Source organism: Pseudomonas oryzae, assembly GCF_900104805.1.
GTDB lineage: Bacteria > Pseudomonadota > Gammaproteobacteria > Pseudomonadales > Pseudomonadaceae > Geopseudomonas > Geopseudomonas oryzae.
In genome coordinates this window covers 1,618,090-1,637,836 of record NZ_LT629751.1, presented here as the reverse complement: position 1 = coordinate 1,637,836, position 19,747 = coordinate 1,618,090, and the positions used below count along the sequence as shown (strand labels likewise).

Sequence of the window (19,747 nt, the reverse complement as noted above, 5' to 3'; positions counted from 1 at the left end):
ACAGCGCAAAGTACGTGGATTTGCCGGCGGCAGCCCATGCTAGGCTTCAAGCGGAGGTCTGTGGCGGCAGTCGCGCGGCATCATGAGCTCGCGCAATGCTGCAGATATTGCGCCCAAGCGTTTGATAAAAAAGGAGATATTTGATGAGTCAAGTTACCCTGAAGGGCAACCCCGTGCGTGTCGATGGCAACCTGCCGCAGGTTGGCAGCCAGGCTCCGGCCTTCCGCCTGGTGGGCAGCGATCTGTCCGACCACACCCTGGCCGACTTCGTCGGCAAGCGTAAGGTGCTGAACATCTTCCCGAGCGTCGACACGCCCACCTGCGCCACCTCGGTCCGCAAGTTCAACTACGAGGCGGGCAACCTGGACAACACCGTGGTGCTGTGCATCTCCGCCGACCTGCCGTTCGCCCAGAAGCGCTTCTGCGCCACCGAAGGTCTGGACAACGTGATCAACCTGTCCATGCTGCGCGGCCGCGAATTCCTCGAGGATTACGGCGTGGCCATCGCCGAAGGCCCGCTGGTCGGCCTGGCCGCCCGTGCCGTGGTGGTGCTCGACGAGCACGACAAGGTCCTGCACGCCGAACTGGTCGCCGAAGTCGCCGACGAGCCGGATTACGAGGCGGCGATCGCCGCGCTGGGCGGCCGCGCGCCGGAAACCAGCAACCTGTGACCTGATCGGGCTCGCCGCCGCGCCGGAGGATGCCCCGGCGCGCGCCGAGTCTCGATCTGCCCCGCTCCCGATGGGTTGCCCCGGCCCATCGGCTCCCGCCGCCGACCGATGCGTGATCGGCGCCTCGTCGCAGCTGTCCGCGCAATGGCCTGCTTTGCGCGTGCAGCCGTCGCCACATCGGCTAGCGTTTATGAGGTGAGGTCTGGTTTCGGGGGCATAGAGCATGGCCAAAGGCAAGAAGAAGGATGCGGCTGCAGTTGCGGTCGACAAGGAAAAACTGGGGCGCAAAGAGTACGAGGAAGAGCTGCGCAAGCTGCACGTCGAGCTGGTCAAGCTGCAGCAGTGGGTGGTGGCCAAGGGCCTCAAGGTCTGCGTGGTGTTCGAGGGGCGCGATGGCGCAGGCAAGGGCGGGACGATCAAGGCGATCACCGAGCGGGTCAGCCCGCGGGTGTTCCGCGTGGTGGCGTTGCCGGCGCCCAGCGACCGGGAGAAGACCCAGATGTACGGGCAGCGTTACCTGGCCCACATGCCGGCGGCGGGCGAAGTGGTGATCTTCGATCGCAGCTGGTACAACCGCGCCGGCGTCGAGCGGGTGATGGGCTTCTGCAGCGAGGAGCAGGCCGAGCGCTTCCTCAACATCGTGCCGCTGTTCGAGAAGATGATGATCGAGTCCGGGATCATCCTCATCAAGTACTGGCTGGAGGTGAGCGCCGAGGAGCAGGAGCGCCGGCTCGCCGACCGCATCAACGACGGGCGCAAGATCTGGAAGCTGTCGCCCATGGACCTCAAGTCGTTCACCCGCTGGGACGACTACACCCGCGCCCGCGACGAGATGTTCGCCGCCACCGATACACCCTGGGCGCCCTGGTACGTGGCCCGTTCCGAGGAGAAGCGGCGGGTGCGCCTGAACATCATCAGCCACCTGCTCCAGCACGTCCCCTACAAGGACATCACCCAGGAAGACAAGGTCAAGCTGCCCAGGCGCAAGGTCGCCCATCAGGGCGCGGCCTACCCGTTCAGGATGGTCGAGGAGCGCTTCTGAAGCCGCGGCACGGACACTGCCGGTAGGCGAGACAAGGGCCCGCGATGATCTCGCGGGCCCTTGTCGTGCTCTGACGCTCAGCGCAAGGTCAGGCCCGCCCGCTCCGTGCTGACGCGGGTCCCCGCAGTGCCCTGGACGATCGCCTCGATCTCCGGCAGCGAGCCGATCACCGCCACCCGGCCGGTGAGGCGGGCGAACTCGCAGGCGGCCTGGACCTTCGGCCCCATCGAGCCGGCGGCGAAGCCGAGGCGTTCCAGCTCGTCCGGGTGGGCCGCTGCGATGGCCTTCTGCGTCGGCTGGCCCCAGTCGAGATAGGCCGCGTCGACGTCGGTGGCGATCACCAGCAGGTCGCAGTCCAGCTGCCGGGCCAGCAGGGCCGAGCAGAGGTCCTTGTCGATCACCGCCTCCACGCCGTGCAGCTTGCCGTCCCGGTACATGGTCGGGATGCCGCCGCCGCCGGCGCAGATCACCACCGAGCCCTTGTCCAGCAGCCACTGGATCGGGCGGATCTCGATGATCCGTTGCGGGCGCGGGCTGGGCACCACGCGGCGGAACCTGTCGCCATCGGGAGCGATGCTCCAGCCCTTGTCACGGGCCAGGCGCTCGGCCTCGTCCTTGGCGTAGACCGGGCCGATCGGCTTGGTCGGCTTCTGGAAGGCCGGGTCGGCGCCATCCACCACCACCTGGGTGAGGAGGGTGGCGAAGGGCACCTCGACCGGCAGCAGGTTGCCCAGCTCCTGCTCGATCATGTAGCCGATCATGCCTTCGGTCTCGGCGCCGAGCACGTCCAGCGGATAGGGATTGGCGGCATCGTAGGCCGCGCCTTGCAGGGCCAGCAGGCCGACCTGCGGGCCGTTGCCGTGGGCGATCACCAGCTGGTTGCCGGCGGCCACCCTGGCGATCTGCTCGCAGGCGGTGCGCACGTTCTCGCGCTGGTTCTCCGCGGTCATGGCCTCGCCACGGCGCAGCAGGGCGTTGCCGCCCAGGGCGATGACTAGTCGCATGCTCGTTCTCCCTTCAGACGTCCGCCAGGGTCGAGACCAGGATCGCCTTGATGGTGTGCATGCGGTTCTCCGCCTGCTCGAAGGCGATGCAGTACGGCGACTCGAAGACGTCGTCGGTCACCTCGATACCATTGGCCAGGTGCGGATACTGGGCGGCGATCTGCTTGCCGACCTTGGTCTCGCTGTTGTGGAAGGCCGGCAGGCAGTGCATGAACTTGACCCGCGGATTGCCGCTGGCCTTCATCAGCTCCATGTTGACCTGGTAGGGCAGCAGCAGCTGGATGCGCTCGCCCCAGGCTTCCACCGGCTCGCCCATCGACACCCAGACGTCGGTGTGCACGAAATCGACGCCCTTGACCGCCTCCCGGGCATCCTCGGTGAGCAACAGGCGCGCGCCGCTTTCCTCGGCGAACCGGCGGCAGGCGGCGACGTGCTCGTCGCTCGGCCACAGCGCCTTGGGCGCGGCGATGCGCACGTCCATGCCCAGCTTGGCGCCGATCAGCAACAGCGAGTTGCCCATGTTGTTGCGTGCGTCCCCCAGGTAGGCGTAGCTGATGTCGTGCAACGGCTTGTCGCTGTGCTCGCGCATGGTCAGCACGTCGGCGAGCATCTGCGTCGGGTGGTATTCGTCGGTCAGGCCATTGAACACCGGCACCCCGGCGTACTGCGCCAGTTCCTCGACGATCTCCTGCCTGAAGCCGCGATACTCGATGGCGTCGTACATGCGGCCGAGCACGCGGGCGGTGTCCTTCATGCTCTCCTTGTGGCCGATCTGCGAGGAAGTCGGGTCGATGTAGGTGACGTTGGCGCCCTGGTCGTAGGCGGCCACCTCGAAGGCGCAGCGCGTGCGGGTGGAGGTCTTCTCGAAGATCAGCGCGATGTTCTTGCGCCTGAGGTGCTGCTGTTCGGTGCCGGTGTACTTGGCGCGCTTGAGGTCGCGCGACAGGTCGAGCAGATAGCGCAGCTCGCGGCTGCTGTGGTGCATCAGGCTGAGCAGGTTGCGGTTGTGCATGTTGAACGCCATGACGGATCACCTCTGGAGAGATCTGGAGCTGGGCCAGGTAGGGACGGCTGCGGCGGCCGGGCGGGGCCGCCGCAGTCACGCATCAGTAGTCCACCGCGTCGCGGATGATCGGGCAGGTCATGCAGTGCCCGCCGCCGCGGCCGCGGCCCAGCTCGCTGGCGCTGATGGTCACCACCTCGACCCCGGCCTTGCGCAGCAGGGTGTTGGTGTAGGTGTTGCGGTCATAGCCGACCACCACGCCGGGAGCCAGGCAGACCACGTTGTTGCCGTCGTCCCACTGCTCGCGCTCGGCCTCGTAGGCATCGCCGCCGGTCTCGACCACGCGCAGCTGCTTGAGGCCGAGGGCCTCGGCGACCACCGGGATGAAGTGCCTGTCCTCGCGACGCACGTCCAGTCCGCCCGGCTTGCGCTCGTCGGGACGGATGCTGAACGGCACGATCTGGTTGACCACTTCCGGGAACACGGTGACCAGGTCGCGATCGCAGAAGGTGAACACGGTGTCCAGGTGCATGGCCGCGCGCGACCTGGGCATGCCGGCGACCACCACGCGCTGGGCGGCACCCTTGGCGAACAGCGCCCTGGCCACCTGGCCGATGGCCTGGCGCGAGGTGCGCTCGCCCATGCCGATCAGCACCACGCCATTTCCCACCGGCATCACGTCGCCGCCTTCCAGCGTGGCGGCGCCGTGGTCCTCGTCCGGGTTGCCCCACCAGATCTCGAACTCGGCATTGGCGAAGTCCGGGTGGAACTTGTAGATCGCCGTGGTCAACAGGGTTTCCTGGCGACGCGCCGGCCAGTACATCGGGTTGAGGGTCACCCCGCCGTAGATCCAGCAGGTGGTGTCGCGAGTGAACTGGGTGTTGGGCAGCGGTGGCAGGATGAAGCTGGCGTGGCCGAGGAAGTCGCAGAGCATCTTCACCGCGCTGCTGTCGCCGAGGCCCTTCTGCAGGTCGGCGGCCGCCACCCCGCCGATCAGGAAGTCGGCCAGCTGGCGCGCTTCCAGGCCCTCCAGCCAGCTGCGCATCTCGTCGCCGAAACCGACGCCGACCTGGTTGGCCGACAGCTTGCGGTCGAGGATCCAGCTCATGGCCTCCGGATTGTGCAGGGTTTCGGCCAGCAGCTTGTGCATCTCCACCACCTCGACGCCGCGGTCCTGCATCTTGGCGACGAAGTCGAAGTGATCGCGCTTGGCCTGGGACACCCAGATCACGTCGTCGAACAGCAGTTCGTCGCAGTTGCCCGGGGTCAGGCGCAGGTGCGCCAGGCCCGGCGAGCAGACCATCACCTTGTGCAGCTTGCCGGCTTCGGAATGAACGCCGAGTTTGATCTTGGCCATCGGGAACTCCTTGCGTGAATGCTGTTGACTCAGTGTAGAAATTGCCGGCGGCCTTGCAGGCGGCCGCCGGTGAGCCGGAGCGGTCTGCGGGCAGCCGCCGGGGCAATGGTCGTGCTCATGGCGTCCAGTCCACTCCGTGATCGGCCAGGTAGTCGTCCACGCCGGCGCCCACGGTGGGCTGGAAGACGTTGTCGCCGAACACTTCCAGCAGCCCGAAGCGCTTGAACTTGTCCTTGACCGGGTCCTTCATCTCCGCGAAATGCAGCTCGACGCCGCGCTCGCGCAGGGTCTGGCACAGCTCGGCGAGCATGTCGGCGGAGGTGACGTCGATACTGGTGACCGGCTCGGCGGTCACCACCACCCGGCGCACCGCGGTGGGCGACTCCGCGATGGCCTCCATCAGGCATTCGCGGAACAGCTCGGCATTGGCGAAGAACAGCGGTGCGTCCCAGCGGAACAGCACCAGGCCCGGTACCCGGCGGGCATGCGGATAGCGCTTGACGTCGTGATAGCCGCGTATGCCGGTGACCCGGCCGAGAATGGCGAAGTGCGGGCGCCAGCCGTCCCACAGGTACTCCAGCACGGCGATGGCCACGGCCAGGCAGATGCCGGGGATGGCCCCGAACACGGCGACTCCGGCGAAGCAGGCCATCGACAGCCAGAACTCCCAGCGCTGGATGCGGAAGATGCGCTTGAGGTCGGCGAACTCGAACAGGCCGAGTACCGCGGCGATCACCACGGCAGCCAGTGCGCTGCTCGGCAGGTAGCGCATCAGCTGCGGGGCGACCAGCAGCAGCGCCGCTACCGCCAGGGCGCCGACCACCCCGGTCAGCTGGGTCTGCGAGCCGGCGGCTTCGGCGACCGGCGTGCGCGAGGAGCTGCTGCTGATCGGGAAGCCCTGGAACAGCCCGGCCGCCAGGTTGGCGGCGCCGAGGCCGACCATCTCCTGGTTGGGGTCGACCTGGGTGCGGGTGCGCGCGGCGTAGGTGCGCGACAGCACGCTGGTGTCGGCGAAGGAGACGATGGCCACGGCGCAGCCGCCGAGCACCACGGTGGCGATGTCCACGCCGCTGAGCCAGGGCAGGACGAAGCCGGGCAGGCCTTGGGGCAGGTCGCCCAGCACCTTGACGCCGTGGGCGTCGAGGTCGAGCAGGCCGACCAGTACGGTGGCGAGGATCACCACGATGAGAATGCCCGGCAACTGCTTGAACGGCTTGAGCAGCAGGATCAGCGCCAGGCTGCCGCCGCCGACGGCGAAGCTGTACCAGTTGGCCTGGCCGGCGGCGATGGCCTCGACCAGGTGCCAGAGGTCGAGCAGGGGGCCTTCGCCGTCGATGGAGATGCCGAACAGCTTGGGCGTCTGGGCGATCAGCACGACCAGGGCGATGCCGTTCATGTAGCCGTAGCGGATCGGCTTGGACAGCAGCTCGGTGATGAAGCCCAGGCGCAGCAGGCCGACGACGATGCACACCACGCCGGACACCACCGCCATCATGCTCGCCAGGGTGATGGCGCGCAGCGGATCGCCGCCGGAGAGCGGCAGCACCACGGCGAGGATCGGCGCGGCCAGCGAGGAGTCCGGGCCGAGCACCAGGATGCGGCTGGGGCCGAACAGCGCATAGGCCAGCAGCGGCACGATGGTGGCGTACAGGCCGTAGATGCCCGGCACCCCCGAGGCTTCGGCGTAGGCGATGCCGACCGGCACCAGCATCGAGGTCAGCACCAGGCCGGCCGCCAGATCCTTGGGCAACCACTCGCGCTGGTATTGCCTGAGCATCAGCAGCCCCGGCAGCCAGCGCAGCCAGGCGGAGGTTCTGGTCGGGCTTGCAGGGCTCTCGGGCACTGGTGGCACGGGCATGGTGGGTCGTCCTTGCTGATGACTGGGGACTGCTCGACGGGATCGCTTGTTGAAAGCCAACACCAAGAGTAGGTCCGGACTGGCGGGCATGCCCGGTTGGCCAGCGTTATCCGGGCGAAGCCTGCGCCAGATAATCGTCGTTGCTAATCGGATGTCGTCAATTGACAAAAATCAATGATGTTAGATTGACGTAATCGCGCCTCTTGCCGGCGTTCCGGCGGCTACTACGCTGGAATTGCCGGGCTCGGAAGTTGAGCGCTGTCATCAGTTGCTTCTTGTCGTCTCCCCCGTCCTTGCCTGTCTGTCGCCACTCCAGGGTCACGCCCGTATTTGCGCACGGGGAACGGACGTGGGGAGCTGCAGACAGGCCCGAGGCGAGCCGAGTGCTGCCCTCGCGACGGTAGTGCCCCGAAAGGAAAGTTGCCGCCAGTCTTCAACAAGGAGCTCTGCAATGAGTCATTCGCAAACGCCGCTGCCCCCGTCGCTGGCTCAGCGCTTCCCGGTGCTGGTCGTAGTCGGCAACCATGGCCAGGAAGCCGACGGCCTCCTGGCGCGAAGCGCCCGGGCGGTCGGCCAGGCCCTGCGGGCCCACGATCTCGGTGTCGAACTGGTGGGGTCGCTGGAGGACGCGGAAGTCGCCTTCAGCGCCCAGCCGGCCTACAGCTGCGTGATCCTCGGCTGGGCGTCGTGCGAGCAGAACCTCGACAAGGCGCAGCAGGTGATCCGCCTGATGCGTCGGCGCACCGCGCAGTTGCCGATCATGCTCGGCATGAGCAAGGCGCACCATGGCCAGGTGCCGCTGGCGTTCATCGAGGAGATCGACGGTTTCATCTGGCTGCCGGAAGACAGCCCCGAGTTCATCGCCGGACGCATCGCCGCAGCCGCCAGGCGCTACCTCGACACCATCCTGCCGCCATTCTTCGGCGCGCTGGTCAACTTCGCCGACACCTGCGAATACTCCTGGCACACCCCGGGCCACACCGGTGGCACAGCCTTCATGAAGACCGCGGTAGGGCGCAGCTTCCTCGACTTCTACGGCGAGCAGATGTTGCGCTCCGACCTCAGCGTGTCGGTCGGCGAGCTGGGCTCGCTGAACGACCACTCCGGGCCGGTGGCGGCGGCCGAGCGCAATGCCGCGCGGGTGTTCGGCGCCGACTACACCTTCTTCTCGGTCGGCGGCAGCTCGGCCAGCAACCAGATCATCCTGCACTCGGCGGTCACCGATGGCGACGCCGTGCTGGTCGACCGCAACTGCCACAAGTCGCTGAACTACGCGCTGAACCAGTCCGGCGCGGTGCCGCTGTACCTGCGCCCGCGGCGCAACGCGCGCGGGCTGATCGGCCCGGTGCCGCAGGGCGAGCTGACCCCCGAGGCGGTGGCGCAGAAGCTCGCCGAGAGTCCGCTGGCGCGCGACAAAAAGGCCCGCCCGGTGCTGGCGGTGCTGACCAACTCGACCTACGACGGCCTCTGCTACAACGTGCAGACCACCACCCGCGAGCTGAGCCGCAGTGTCGACCGCATCCACTACGACGAGGCCTGGTACGCCTATGCGCGTTTCAACTCGCTGTACGAGGGCCGCTACGGCATGCACCGCGGCGAGCGGCACGCCGACGACGCCACGGTGACCGTGACCCACTCGACCCACAAGCTGCTCGCCGCGCTGTCGCAGGCGTCGATGATCCACATCCGCTCGGGCAAGGTGCCGGTCAGGCCGGCGCTGTTCAACGAGGCGTTCATGATGCACACCTCGACCTCGCCGCAGTACAGCATCATCGCCTCCATCGACGTTTCGGCGAAGATGATGGACGATGCCGGCGAGTACCTCACCGAAGACTCGATCGGCGAAGCCATCGCCTTCCGCCAGGCGATGGTGCGCCTGGGCAACGAGATACGCATGCGCGAGGCGCAGGACTGGTGGTTCGGCGTGTGGCAGCCCGACGTGGTGGACGGTGTGCCGTTCGGCGACATCGACCCGCAGCGCCTGCGTCATGGCGATGCCTGGGTGCTCAGGCCCGGCGCCACCTGGCACGGCTTCGGCGACCTCGGCGCCGACTACTGCATGCTCGATCCGATCAAGGTGACCGTGCTGACCCCGGGGATGACCCTCGAGGGGCAGATGGAGGGCAGCGGCATTCCCGGGCCGCTGGTGTCGTGCTTCCTGTCCAGTCGCGGCATCGTGGTGGAGAAGACCGAGCCGTACTCGCTCCTGCTGCTGTTCAGCGTCGGCGTGACCCGCGGCAAGTGGGGTTCGCTGGTCGCCGGTCTGCTGGAGTTCAAGCGCCACTACGACGCCAACACCCCGCTGGATCAGGTACTTCCCGACCTGGCGAGCGACCATCCCGCGCGCTACGCCGGCATGGGCCTGCGCGACCTGGCCGAGGCCATGCATCAGGACATGCTCGCCACCGGGATGCTGCACAACATGGATGCCGCCTTCACCCTGCTGCCCGATCCGGTGTCATCGCCGCGCGAAACCTATGCGCGCCTGGTGCGTGGCGAGGTCGAGCAGATCCCGGTGCGCGACATGCAGGACCGTACCGTCGCCGTGCAGCTGGTGCCGTACCCGCCGGGCATCCCGCTGATGATGCCGGGCGAAAAGGCCGGCGCCGACAAGCGCGCGATCATCGACTACCTGCTGGCGATGGAAGCCTTCGACGGGCATTTCCCCGGTTTCGAGCACGACAACCACGGCGTCGAGATCCATCGCGACGCCCAGGGGCATCCGGTCTACATGATCTATGTGGTCAAGCAGTAACACCTGAGCAGACCCGGCCGGCGGCGCGGTTGAGGTCGCCGGGCAACGGGTGGCGTCGCACTACAGCGCAAGGAGTCTTGTATGGCTGAGTCAAGCAAGAAAATGGGCCTGGTCGGCCTCACCACCCTGGTGGCGGTCAACATGATGGGCTCGGGCATCATCATGCTGCCGGCGAACATGGCGCAGCTGGGTGCCGTTTCGCTGCTGTCGTGGATCATCACCGCGGTCGGCTCGATGGCCATCGCCTTCTGCTTCGCACAGTGCGGCATCTACTGCAACAAGTCGGGCGGCATGTCGGCCTACAGCGAGGAGGCGCACGGCAAGTCGGAGTTCTTCCTCTGCTCGTTCCTCTATTTCCTGTCGCTGGCGATCGGCAACGTGGCCATCGGCATTTCCGCGGTCGGCTACCTGACCTCGTTCATCCCCTGGCTGGGCAGCGGCGCCATCCCGCTGTGCATCGGCACCATCGCCCTGCTGTGGATCACCACCTTCGCCAACTTCGGCGGGCCGAGCATCACCGGCAAGATCGGCACCATCACCGTGTGGGGGGTGATCATCCCGGTGGCCGGGCTCAGCGTGATCGGCTGGTTCTGGTTCAAGCCGGAGGTATTCGCCGCCGCCTGGAACCCCAACGGCATCGCCGTCGGCGACGCCATCACCCAGAGCATTCCGCTGACCCTGTGGGCCTTCCTCGGCATGGAATCGGCGGCGCAGAGCTCCGATGCGGTGGAGAATCCCAAGCGCAACGTGCCGCTGGCCTGCCTGTTCGGCACCCTGGGCGCCGCGGTGGTCTATGTACTGTCGACCACGGTGATCCAGGGCATCGTGCCCAACGCCGAGCTGGCCAACTCCTCGGCGCCGTTCGCTTACGTCTATGCGCAGATGTTCAACCCGCTGGTCGGCAACATCATCATGGTGCTGGCGGTGATGGCCTGCGTCGGCTCGCTGCTCGGCTGGCAGTTCACCCTGGCGCAGACCGCCAAGATGACCGCCGACCAGGGCATGTTCCCCAAGCTGTTCTCCCGGGTCACCGCGGCCGATGCGCCGATCGTCGGCATGATTGTCTGCGGCGTGATCCAGACCCTGATGGCGCTGTCGACCATCTCGCCCAACGCCAGCGAGCAGTTCGGCAAGCTGGTCAGCCTGGCGGCGGTGACCAACCTGATTCCCTACGTGACCGCGCTCACCGGCCTGCTGGTGATCATGCACAAGTCCAACGTCAGTGGCGCCGTGTACAGCCGCAACGTGTTCGCCCTGCTGATCGCGATGGCCTACTCGTACTATGCGATCTACGCCTCCGGCAAGGACGCGGTGTTCGGCGCCACCATCGTGCTGGCCATCGGTTACCTGCTCTACGGCTTCATCGCCAAGAACTTCGTCGAAGTGCGCCCGGCCGCCATGGCCACCAGGACCTGAGCGTCGATTCCGGGATTGCCATGACCTCCGAATGTAGGGACCAGGATATGAACATGAAGCCAAACAAACCCGTCAGTCTGCTGCTCGCCGGTCTGTTCGCGCTGCTGCCGCTGCTCGCCGGTGCCGACACGCTCGAGCGCGTGCGCGCCAGCAACACCTTGAACATGGGCTACCTGCCCGATCTGGCGCCATTCAGCAGCGAAGAGGCGGGAAAGCCCAGCGGCTACGCCATCGAGATCTGCCAGATGATCGCCGAGCGGGTGAAGACCGGCCTGGGGCTCACCGACATGCAGGCCAACTACAAGGCCCTGGGCATCGGCAAGGTGATCGAGGCCATCAACGGCGGCGAGATCGACCTGTTCTGCAGCCCGATGCCGGAAACCCTGGAGCGGCGCAAGTCGGTGAGCTTCTCGCGGCCGGTCTACACCGCCGGCCTCTCGGTGCTGGTGCGCAAGGATGCCGCGCCGTCGCTGATCAACGTGCTCAACGGCGAGGCCGTCCATAGCGGGCCGACCTGGCGCGCCACCATCAACCAGGGGCTGGCCAGCCACACCTTCGCCGCCATGAAGGGGGGGATCACCAAGGACTGGCTGCACGACAAGATGCGCAAGCTCGGAGTGATCGCCACGCTGGTCACCGTCGACAGCCACGAGGAGGGCGTGCAGATGGTCGCCGAGGGCAAGGCGAGCGCCTTCTTCTCCGAACGCATGCTGCTGCAGAACTACCTGGAGGCGCACCATGCCGCCGGCGACATGCGGGTGCTGGAACGCATCTTCGACATCGCGCCGGTTTCCATGGCGCTCGTTCGTGGCGACGAGGACTTCCGCCTGCTGGTGGATACTGTGATCAGCGAGATGTACCGCTCGCCCGAATACGAGCGGCTGTACACCAAGTACTTCGGCGCCCCCGGTGACATGGTCAGGCTGCTGGTGCCCGTCTATGCGCTGCCGTAGGAGGGAACGGCCGGCCTGAGCCGTGCCGTCGGTGTGTGTGCATGAGGCCCGCAGTCGCGGGCTTCATGCTGTGTGAGCCGTGCCGATCGGCAGGCAGGAGCCAGAGCGACGGCTGAGTCGGGCGAAGCGCGCCGCTCAGCCGTGCGTGTCGCCGGCCAGGTCCGCCTCGCCGCAGTGGGCGAGTATTGCGCGTCTGGCCCGCTCGCGCAGGGCGAGTGCGGCATGCCAGTCCGCGCCCTCGGGGGCGAGCGGCGGGCAGACGGTCACCGCCAGCGGGCCACGACGGGGCCGCCAGGAGCCGTCCGGCAACACCCGGCGACTGCCGGCCAGCGCCACCGGCACCAGCGGCAGGCCCTGCTGCACGGCGATCAGGAAGGCGCCGAGGCGGAACGGCCGCAGCCCCGGCTGCGCGCCGAAGGTGCCTTCGGCGAAGAACAGCAGCGCCGACTCGTCGCTGGCCCGGGTGGCCAGGGTCTGCACGTCCTCGACGCCCTGCCGCGCGTCGTTGCGCTCGACGAAGTGGGCGCCCATGCGCAGGAGCAGCCGGCGCAGCAGTGGTCGCTGCGCCAGTTCGGCCTTGGCGACGAAACCGACCGGCTGCGGCAGGGCGGCGGTCAGCAGCAGGGCGTCGACATAGCTGGCGTGGTTGGCCACCAGCACGCAGGGTTGCCGGGGCAGGTGCTCCAGCCCGGCGACCCGCAGCGGGCAGGCGCAGAGCGTCGCCAGCAGGCGCAGCAACAGGCGGTTGGCCGCCCAGCGCTGGCGCAGGTTCGGCAGCAGGAGCACGGCCAGCACCGCCAGCGGCGCCAGCGCGGCGAAGCAGCTCCAGGCCCAGGCGCCGTAGAGCCAGGCGCGCAGTGCCGCGCCGGCGTTGCCCAGGCGCCCGCGCAGGCTGGCGCCGGCCAGGTGCAGCAGTTGCAGCCAGGGCGCCTGCGCCGAGGCGCCGAGTTCGCCGCGCTCGAACACCTCGCGGATCGCCGCGCGGCGGATCTTGCCGCTGGAGGTCTTCAGCACGCTGTGCGGCGGCGCCAGCACCACCTCGTCCGGCGGCAGTCCGAGCTGGTCGGCGGCCAGGGCGACGATGCGCCGCTCCAGCGCCGCGCGGGCACCGGCCTCGCGCTCGCGGGTCTCGGCGACCACCACCAGCCGTTCGCCCGCGCTCGCCGTGGCGGCGATGCCGAACACCGCCACGCAGCCGCGGCGCACCCCGGGCAGCTCGCCCACCGCCTGTTCCAGGTCGTAGGGATAGAAGTTGCGCCCGCCACGGATGATCAGGTCCTTGCTGCGCCCGGTGATGTGTACCTCGCCGTTGGCCAGGTAGGCATAGTCGCCGGTCTTCAGCCAGTCGCCGTGCATCAGCTCGGCGGTGGCCGCCGGGTTGTGGTAGTAGCCGCGCGTGGCCGAGGGGCCGCGAAATTCCAGATGGCCGACCCGGCGCTCGGCCAGCGGCTGGCCGGCGTCGTCGACCACACGCAGCGCGTGACCGGGCAGCGGCGGCCCGCAGGAGACGAAGCGCAGCGCCTGGCCATCGTCGGCCGCCGGCTCGGCCAGACCACGGGTCATGAACGGCTCGCGGGCCACCCGGTCGACCTGCACCCCGCGCCCCGGCGGCGGCACGGCCAGGCCCACGGTGGCTTCGGCCAGGCCGTAGGCCGGGGTGAGGATCTCGCGGCGCAGGCCGTAGCGGGCGAAGCAGGCGGCGAAGCGCTCGAAGGTGTCCGGGCTGATCGGTTCGGCGCCGTTGGCCGCCAGCCGCCAGGACGACAGGTCCAGGCCGCTCAGCTCGCGGTCTGCGAGGCGGCGCACGCAGAGGTCGTAGGCGAAGTTGGGCGCCGCCGCGACCGTGCCGCGATGGCGGTGGATCGCCCACAGCCAGCTCTCCGGGCGGGCCAGGAAGTCCAGCGGCGAGAGCAGCACCAGCGGGCAGGCGTGATACAGGCTGCCCAGCCAGGCGACGATCAGGCCCATGTCGTGATACAGCGGCAGCCAGCTGACGCAGACGTCGGTCGAGGACAGCGCCACCGCGCCACCCCAGGCGCGGATGTTGGCGAGCACGTTGTGGTGGCTGAGGGCGACGCCCTTGGGGTCGCCGGTCGAACCCGAGGTGTACTGGATCAGCGCCAGGTCGTCGCTTCCGGCCGCATGCGGCGCCTGCGGCGTGGCGTGCTGCAGCTGCTCCGGCAGCAGCACGTGCCTGAGCTCCGGGGCCAGGCCGGTGAGCAGGCGGGCCAGCGGACGCACCAGCTCGGAGGTGATCAGCAGCGGCGCCTGGCAGTTGCGCAGGATGCCGGCCTGGCGGCGCAGGTGGTCCTCGAGCTGCGCCGGGCGCGCCGGCGGGTACATCGGCACCGGGACGCCGCCGGCGTAGAGGATGCCGAAGAAGCAGCGGAAGAAGTCCAGGCCGGACGGCAGCATCAGCGCCACGCACTGCCCCGGCTGCAGGCCGCCGGCCAGCAGCGCGGCGGCGATGCGCCCGGCGGCCTCGGCGAGTTGGGCGTAGGTCAGGGTCTCGCTGTGCTGCTCGTCGCGGTAGAAGATCACCTGCGGACGCTCGGGGTGGCGGGCGACATGCCAGTGCAGCACCTCGAGCAGCGTCGCCTGGGTGTCGGGCTGGCCTGCCGAGCGCTGCGGGGCGGATTCTCGGCGCTGCGGCGTCGCGGCGGGGGCGGGGGGCAGCCCGGCGCTGGCCAGGGCGGCGAGCAGTTGGCGCGGGGTGAGCGCCGTGGTCAGGGTGGCGCTGGGCAGACGCAGGCCGTACTCGGCCTCGACGCGGGCCAGCAACTCGACCCGGGCCAGACTGTCGAGGCCCAGATCGCGATCGAGCACGCTGTCTAGCGTGGCGCGCAGCGGTGTGCCGGGCTGTACTTCCTGGATCAACTGATCGACCAGCGCCAACAACCGGGCGGCCTCGGACGGTGGAGCAGGAGAGCGAGGCATGCTTCCAGTGTGGGGAGCGGGCCGGGGCTTGGCAATAGACTGTGTTGCCCGAGCGGACGCATGGGGCCGAGCTGCCGCCGTGCGGCGCACGCCGCGCGCACCATCAAGTGCAAATCTGTCAGCCATTTAGCGCCGACAGGTAAAGTGCTGGTAAAGAACCTTTGCGCTACAACTGAGAAGCCTTATCGTTCAGGCTCCCAAGGAAAGTGACCTGCACCATGTCCGAAATCAATCTCCCAACCCGTTCTTCCCGTAACCGCTGGCTGGCCGGCGGGACAGTAGTGCTGCTGGCCGCCGCGCTGGCCTGGTGGCTGTGGCCGGCTGACGAGCAGGGGGCGCAACCGGGAGGTGCCCGCGGACCCGGGGGCGGCGGCAGCCTGAGCGCGCCGCCGGGACGGCCGCGCTTCCGCGACATGGCCGGCGGCACGGTGCCGGTGCGCCTGGCCGAGGCGCAACTCGGCGCATTCCCGGTGGAACTCAAGGCCCTCGGCACCGTCACCGCCTACAACACGGTCAACGTGCTGCCGCGCGTCGACGGCCAGCTGGTCAAGGTGCTGTTCGAGGAAGGCCAGCAGGTCAAGGCCGGCCAGGTGCTGGTGCAGATCGACCCACGTCCGTACCGCGCGGCGCTGGACAAGGCCGAGGGCGACCTCGCCGAGCGCCGCGCCGAGCTGAAGAACGCCGAGCTGGATCTGGCGCGCTACCAGGGCCTGTACGCCGAGGACTCCATCGCCAGGCAAACGCTGGACAGCCAGCAGGCCACGGTCGAGCAGCTGCGCGGCAGCCTGCAGAGCCTGCAGGCGGCGGTCGCCGAGGCGCGCCTGAACCTCGAATTCACCGAGGTCAGGGCGCCGATCGCCGGCCGCCTCGGCCTGCGCCAGGTGGACGTCGGCAACCTGGTCACCTCCGGCAATGCCACGCCGCTGGTGACCATCACCCAGACTGCGCCGATCACCGTCAGCTTCACTTTGCCCGAGGCCGAGCTGCCGGCGCTGCTGGCCCGCCACCGCGCCGGCGAGCCGCTCAAGGTCGATGCCTGGGACCGCGGCGAGCGCCAGCGTCTGGCCGAGGGCGTGCTGGCCAGCCTGGACAACCAGATCGACACCGCCACCGGCACCGTCAAGCTCAAGGCGCGCTTCGAGAACGGCGACGAGCGCCTGTTCCCCAACCAGTTCGTCAACGTGCGCCTGCTGCTGGAGACCCGCCGCGACGCGCTGCTGCTGCCGGCGGCGGCGGTGCAGTTCGGCTCGGCGGGCACCTTCGTCTACGTGGTGGATGCCGAGAACAAGGTGAAGATGCGCCCGGTCACGGTCGCCGCCAGCAATGGCGAGCAGAGCCTGATCGGCGCGGGCCTGGCCGCCGGCGAGAAGGTGGTGCTGGAAGGCACCGACCGCCTGCGCGAGGGCAGCACGGTCGAGGTGGTGGAGGGCGCTTCCAAGGAGGCCACGCCGCCGGTGGCGCCGGGCAAGGCCGAGCCGGGCAGCAACCCGCAGGGCGAGCGGCCGCTGCCGGCCGACGGCGCGCCGGCACGGAAGCCTACCGCATGAGCCTGTCGCGCCCGTTCATCCTGCGCCCGGTGGCCACCACCCTGCTGATGGTGGCGATCTTCCTCGCCGGGCTGATCGCCTACCGCCTGCTGCCGGTGGCGGCGCTGCCGCAGGTCGACTATCCGACCATCCGCGTGCTGACCCTGTACCCCGGCGCCAGCCCTGAGGTGATGGGCAGCGCGGTGACCGCGCCGCTGGAGCGCCAGTTCGGCCAGATGCCGGGGCTCAAGCAGATGTCCTCGACCAGCTCGGGCGGCGCCTCGGTGATCACCCTGCGCTTCGGCCTCGACGTCGAGCTGGACGTCGCCGAGCAGGAGGTGCAGGCGGCGATCAACGCGGCCAACAACCTGCTGCCCAATGACCTGCCGGCACCGCCCGTGTACAACAAGGTCAATCCGGCCGACACCCCGGTGCTGACCCTGGCGATCACCTCCCGGAGCCTGCCGCTGCCCGAGGTCAACGACCTGGTCGACACCCGCATGGCGCAGAAACTGGCGCAGATCAGCGGCGTCGGCCTGGTCAGCCTCGCCGGCGGCCAGCGACCGGCGGTGCGCATCCGCGTCAACCCGCAGGCGCTGGCCGCCTACGGCCTCAACCTGTCCGACGTGCGCAGCCTGATCAACGCCGCCAACGTCAACCAGCCCAAGGGCAACTTCGACGGCCCGACCCGCGTTTCCCAGCTGGACGCCAACGACCAGCTGAAGTCCGCCGCCGAGTACCGCGACCTGGTGCTGACCTACAGCGCCGGCGCCACCCTGCGCCTGGGCGACATCGCCGAGGTGGTCGACGGCGCCGAGAACGAGCGCCTGGCCGCGTGGGCCGACCAGAACGCCGCGGTGCTGGTCAACGTGCAGCGCCAGCCGGGCGCCAACGTCATCGAGGTGGTCGACCGCATCCAGGCGCTGCTGCCGCAGATCAGCGCCAGCCTGCCGGCCGGGGTCGAGGTGGCGGTGCTCAGCGACCGCACCCAGACCATCCGCGCCGCGGTGCGCGACGTGCAGTTCGAGCTGCTGCTCGCCGTGTGCCTGGTGGTGCTGGTGACCTTCCTGTTCCTGCGGCGCCTGGCCGCCACGGTGATCCCGTCGATCGCCGTGCCGCTGTCCTTGATCGGCACCTTCGCGGTGATGTACTTGGCCGGCTTCTCGATCAACAACCTGACCCTGATGGCGCTGACCATCGCCACCGGCTTCGTGGTCGACGACGCCATCGTCATGCTGGAGAACATCGCCCGTCACCTGGAAGAGGGCGAGACGCCGCTCAACGCCGCGCTCAAGGGGGCGAAGCAGATCGGCTTCACCCTGGTGTCGCTGACCTTCTCGCTGATCGCCGTGCTGATCCCGCTGCTGTTCATGGCCGATGTGGTCGGCCGACTGTTCCGCGAGTTCGCCATCACCCTGGCGGTGGCCATCCTCATCTCGCTGGTGGTGTCGCTGACCCTGACGCCGATGATGTGCGCGCGCCTGCTCAGGCATCAGCCCGAGGGCGAGCAGGGCCGCTTCTACCGGGCCAGCGGCGCCTGGATCGACTGGCTGATCGCCCGCTACGACGCCGGCCTGACCTGGGTGCTGCGCCACCAGGGCGCCACCCTGCTGGTCGCCGTGCTCACTCTGGGTCTCACCATTGTCTTGTATCAGGCTGTTCCCAAAGGCTTTTTCCCGGTGCAGGACGTCGGTGCCATCCAGGGCATCAGCCAGGCGCCGCAGAGCATTTCCTTCAAGGCCATGAGCGAGCGCCAGCAGCGCCTGGCCGAGGTGATCCTGCGCGATCCGGCGGTGGCCAGCCTGTCCTCCTACATCGGCGTCGACGGCGACAACGCCACCCTCAACAGCGGACGCATGCAGATCAACCTGGTGCCGCACGGTGAGCGCGACCTCACCGCCGCCGAGGTGATCGAGCGCTTGCGCCCCGCGCTGGCGCAGGTGCCGGGCATCGAGCTGTTCCTGCAGCCGTTGCAGGAGCTGACCATCGAGGACCGCGTCAGCCGCACCCAGTACCAGTTCAGCCTGGAGTCGCCGGACGCCGCGCTGCTCGAGGAGTGGACGCCACGCCTGGTCGAGGCGCTGGAACCGCTGGCCGAGCTTGCCGACGTGACCAGCGACCTGCAGACCCGCGGCCTGCAGGCCTATCTGCAGGTCGACCGCGACCTGGCCGGGCGCCTCGGCGTGACCATGAGCGCCATCGACAGCGCGCTGTACGACGCCTTCGGCCAGCGGCAGATCTCCACCATCTTCACCCAGACCAGCCAGTACCGTGTGGTGCTGGAAAGCCAGGGCGCCCGCGACCGCGGGCTGGATGCGCTGCGCGAGATCCACGTGGCCGGCACCGATGGCGTGCAGGTGCCGCTGGCCAGCCTGGTGCGCGTCGAGGAGCGCGCCACCGCGCTGCAGGTCAACCGCATCGGTCAGTTCCCGGCAGTGACCGTGTCATTCAACCTGGCGCCGGGGGTGGCGCTGGGCGAGGCGGTGGCGCGCATCGAGCAGGTCAAGGCCGAGATCGGTCTGCCGCAAGGCGTGCAGAGCCGCTTCCAGGGCGCCGCCGAGGCGTTCCGCGCCTCGCTGTCCAGCACCCTGTGGCTGATCCTCGCCGCCATCGTCACCATGTACATCGTGCTCGGCGTGCTCTACGAGAGCTACATCCACCCGATCACCATCCTCTCCACGCTGCCCTCGGCCGGCGTCGGAGCGCTGCTGGCGCTGCTCGTCTCCGGCAACGACCTGGGGCTGATCGCGGTGATCGGCATCATCCTGTTGATCGGCATCGTCAAGAAGAACGCGATCATGATGATCGACTTCGCCCTCGAGGCCGAGCGCCACCAGGGCATGGACCCGCAGGCGGCGATCCACCAGGCGGCGCTGCTGCGCTTCCGGCCGATCCTGATGACCACCCTGGCCGCGCTGTTCGGCGCCATCCCGCTGATGCTGGCCTCGGGCTCCGGCGCCGAGCTGCGCCAGCCGCTGGGCCTGGTGATGGTCGGTGGCCTGCTGGTCAGCCAGGTGCTGACCCTGTTCACCACCCCGGTGATCTACCTGTGGTTCGACCGCCTGAGCCGGCGCTTTGCCGGGCGTAGTGCGGCGGGGGTGGCGGTATGAAGGGGGGAATGCTGGTGCGCATGGCGCACCCTACGCTATTGCACGCCTGCAGGGTGCGCCGTGCGCATCATGGCGACCTGGGGGCGGAACGCCTGATCGTAGGGTGCGCCATGCG

12 protein-coding genes are annotated in these 19,747 nt (G+C 68.8%); 7 read left to right on the top strand and 5 right to left on the bottom strand.

The annotated features are described in order from the left end of the window. Positions 1-143: 143 nt before the first annotated feature. Positions 144-671, top strand: coding sequence for a thiol peroxidase (gene tpx / locus BLT78_RS07335; RefSeq protein WP_090348348.1), 528 nt, complete (start codon positions 144-146; stop codon positions 669-671). A gap of 223 nt (positions 672-894) precedes the next feature. Continuing rightward, positions 895-1,713 (top strand): polyphosphate kinase 2, encoded by an 819-nt coding sequence (gene ppk2 / locus BLT78_RS07330; RefSeq protein WP_090348347.1) that lies wholly within the window; start codon positions 895-897, stop codon positions 1,711-1,713. Positions 1,714-1,790: 77 nt separating this feature from the next. On the opposite strand, the gene arcC is transcribed toward ppk2, so the two are convergent. The 4 genes from arcC to BLT78_RS07310 all read right to left on the bottom strand — a co-directional run bounded on the left by arcC (position 1,791) and on the right by BLT78_RS07310 (position 6,935). After that, on the bottom strand, positions 1,791-2,717 hold the full coding sequence (arcC, locus tag BLT78_RS07325; RefSeq protein ID WP_090348346.1) for a carbamate kinase: 927 nt from the start codon (positions 2,715-2,717) through the stop codon (positions 1,791-1,793). 13 nt (positions 2,718-2,730) lie between these two features. Next, on the bottom strand, positions 2,731-3,741 hold the full coding sequence (locus BLT78_RS07320) for an ornithine carbamoyltransferase (protein ID WP_090348345.1): 1,011 nt from the start codon (positions 3,739-3,741) through the stop codon (positions 2,731-2,733). Positions 3,742-3,823: 82 nt separating this feature from the next. After that, positions 3,824-5,077 (bottom strand): arginine deiminase, encoded by a 1,254-nt coding sequence (gene arcA / locus BLT78_RS07315; RefSeq protein ID WP_090348344.1) that lies wholly within the window; start codon positions 5,075-5,077, stop codon positions 3,824-3,826. 115 nt (positions 5,078-5,192) lie between these two features. Beyond that, entirely contained in the window at positions 5,193-6,935 is a 1,743-nt protein-coding gene (locus BLT78_RS07310) for a SulP family inorganic anion transporter (RefSeq protein WP_090348343.1), read from the bottom strand. Between the two features lie 451 nt (positions 6,936-7,386). On the opposite strand from BLT78_RS07310, the gene BLT78_RS07305 reads away from it, so the two are divergent. From BLT78_RS07305 to BLT78_RS07295, 3 genes are all read left to right on the top strand, one after another. Further along, positions 7,387-9,690, top strand: coding sequence for an Orn/Lys/Arg family decarboxylase (locus BLT78_RS07305; protein WP_090348342.1), 2,304 nt, complete (start codon positions 7,387-7,389; stop codon positions 9,688-9,690). An 81-nt stretch (positions 9,691-9,771) separates the two neighbouring features. Beyond that, on the top strand, positions 9,772-11,106 hold the full coding sequence (gene potE / locus BLT78_RS07300) for a putrescine-ornithine antiporter (RefSeq protein ID WP_090348341.1): 1,335 nt from the start codon (positions 9,772-9,774) through the stop codon (positions 11,104-11,106). Between the two features lie 47 nt (positions 11,107-11,153). Then, a complete protein-coding gene (locus tag BLT78_RS07295; protein WP_090348340.1) occupies positions 11,154-12,059 on the top strand; it encodes an amino acid ABC transporter substrate-binding protein in 906 nt (301 codons plus the stop codon). Positions 12,060-12,194: 135 nt separating this feature from the next. Here BLT78_RS07295 and BLT78_RS07290 read toward each other — a convergent pair whose 3' ends face one another. Then, positions 12,195-14,954 (bottom strand): AMP-binding protein, encoded by a 2,760-nt coding sequence (locus BLT78_RS07290; protein ID WP_231975747.1) that lies wholly within the window; start codon positions 14,952-14,954, stop codon positions 12,195-12,197. 260 nt (positions 14,955-15,214) lie between these two features. Here BLT78_RS07290 and BLT78_RS07285 point away from each other — a divergent pair, with 260 nt between their 5' ends. Together BLT78_RS07285 and BLT78_RS07280 are read left to right on the top strand one after the other, a co-directional pair. After that, positions 15,215-16,543 carry an MdtA/MuxA family multidrug efflux RND transporter periplasmic adaptor subunit gene (locus BLT78_RS07285; RefSeq protein WP_090348338.1) on the top strand — a complete coding sequence of 443 codons (1,329 nt, stop codon included), beginning with the start codon at positions 15,215-15,217 and terminating at the stop codon, positions 16,541-16,543. Further along, entirely contained in the window at positions 16,540-19,632 is a 3,093-nt protein-coding gene (locus BLT78_RS07280; RefSeq protein ID WP_090348337.1) for an MdtB/MuxB family multidrug efflux RND transporter permease subunit, read from the top strand. The genes BLT78_RS07285 and BLT78_RS07280 overlap by 4 nt, the downstream gene beginning before the upstream one ends. Positions 19,633-19,747 lie beyond the last annotated feature (115 nt).

Coding starts and splice junctions, on each gene's coding strand:
- arcC (WP_090348346.1), bottom strand. CDS start 2,717: ATGCGACTAGTCATCGCCCTGGGCGGCAACGCCCTGCTGCGCCGTGGC.
- BLT78_RS07280 (WP_090348337.1), top strand. CDS start 16,540: ATGAGCCTGTCGCGCCCGTTCATCCTGCGCCCGGTGGCCACCACCCTG.
- ppk2 (WP_090348347.1), top strand. CDS start 895: ATGGCCAAAGGCAAGAAGAAGGATGCGGCTGCAGTTGCGGTCGACAAG.
- BLT78_RS07295 (WP_090348340.1), top strand. CDS start 11,154: ATGAACATGAAGCCAAACAAACCCGTCAGTCTGCTGCTCGCCGGTCTG.
- arcA (WP_090348344.1), bottom strand. CDS start 5,077: ATGGCCAAGATCAAACTCGGCGTTCATTCCGAAGCCGGCAAGCTGCAC.
- BLT78_RS07310 (WP_090348343.1), bottom strand. CDS start 6,935: ATGCCCGTGCCACCAGTGCCCGAGAGCCCTGCAAGCCCGACCAGAACC.
- BLT78_RS07305 (WP_090348342.1), top strand. CDS start 7,387: ATGAGTCATTCGCAAACGCCGCTGCCCCCGTCGCTGGCTCAGCGCTTC.
- potE (WP_090348341.1), top strand. CDS start 9,772: ATGGCTGAGTCAAGCAAGAAAATGGGCCTGGTCGGCCTCACCACCCTG.
- BLT78_RS07320 (WP_090348345.1), bottom strand. CDS start 3,741: ATGGCGTTCAACATGCACAACCGCAACCTGCTCAGCCTGATGCACCAC.
- BLT78_RS07285 (WP_090348338.1), top strand. CDS start 15,215: ATGTCCGAAATCAATCTCCCAACCCGTTCTTCCCGTAACCGCTGGCTG.
- tpx (WP_090348348.1), top strand. CDS start 144: ATGAGTCAAGTTACCCTGAAGGGCAACCCCGTGCGTGTCGATGGCAAC.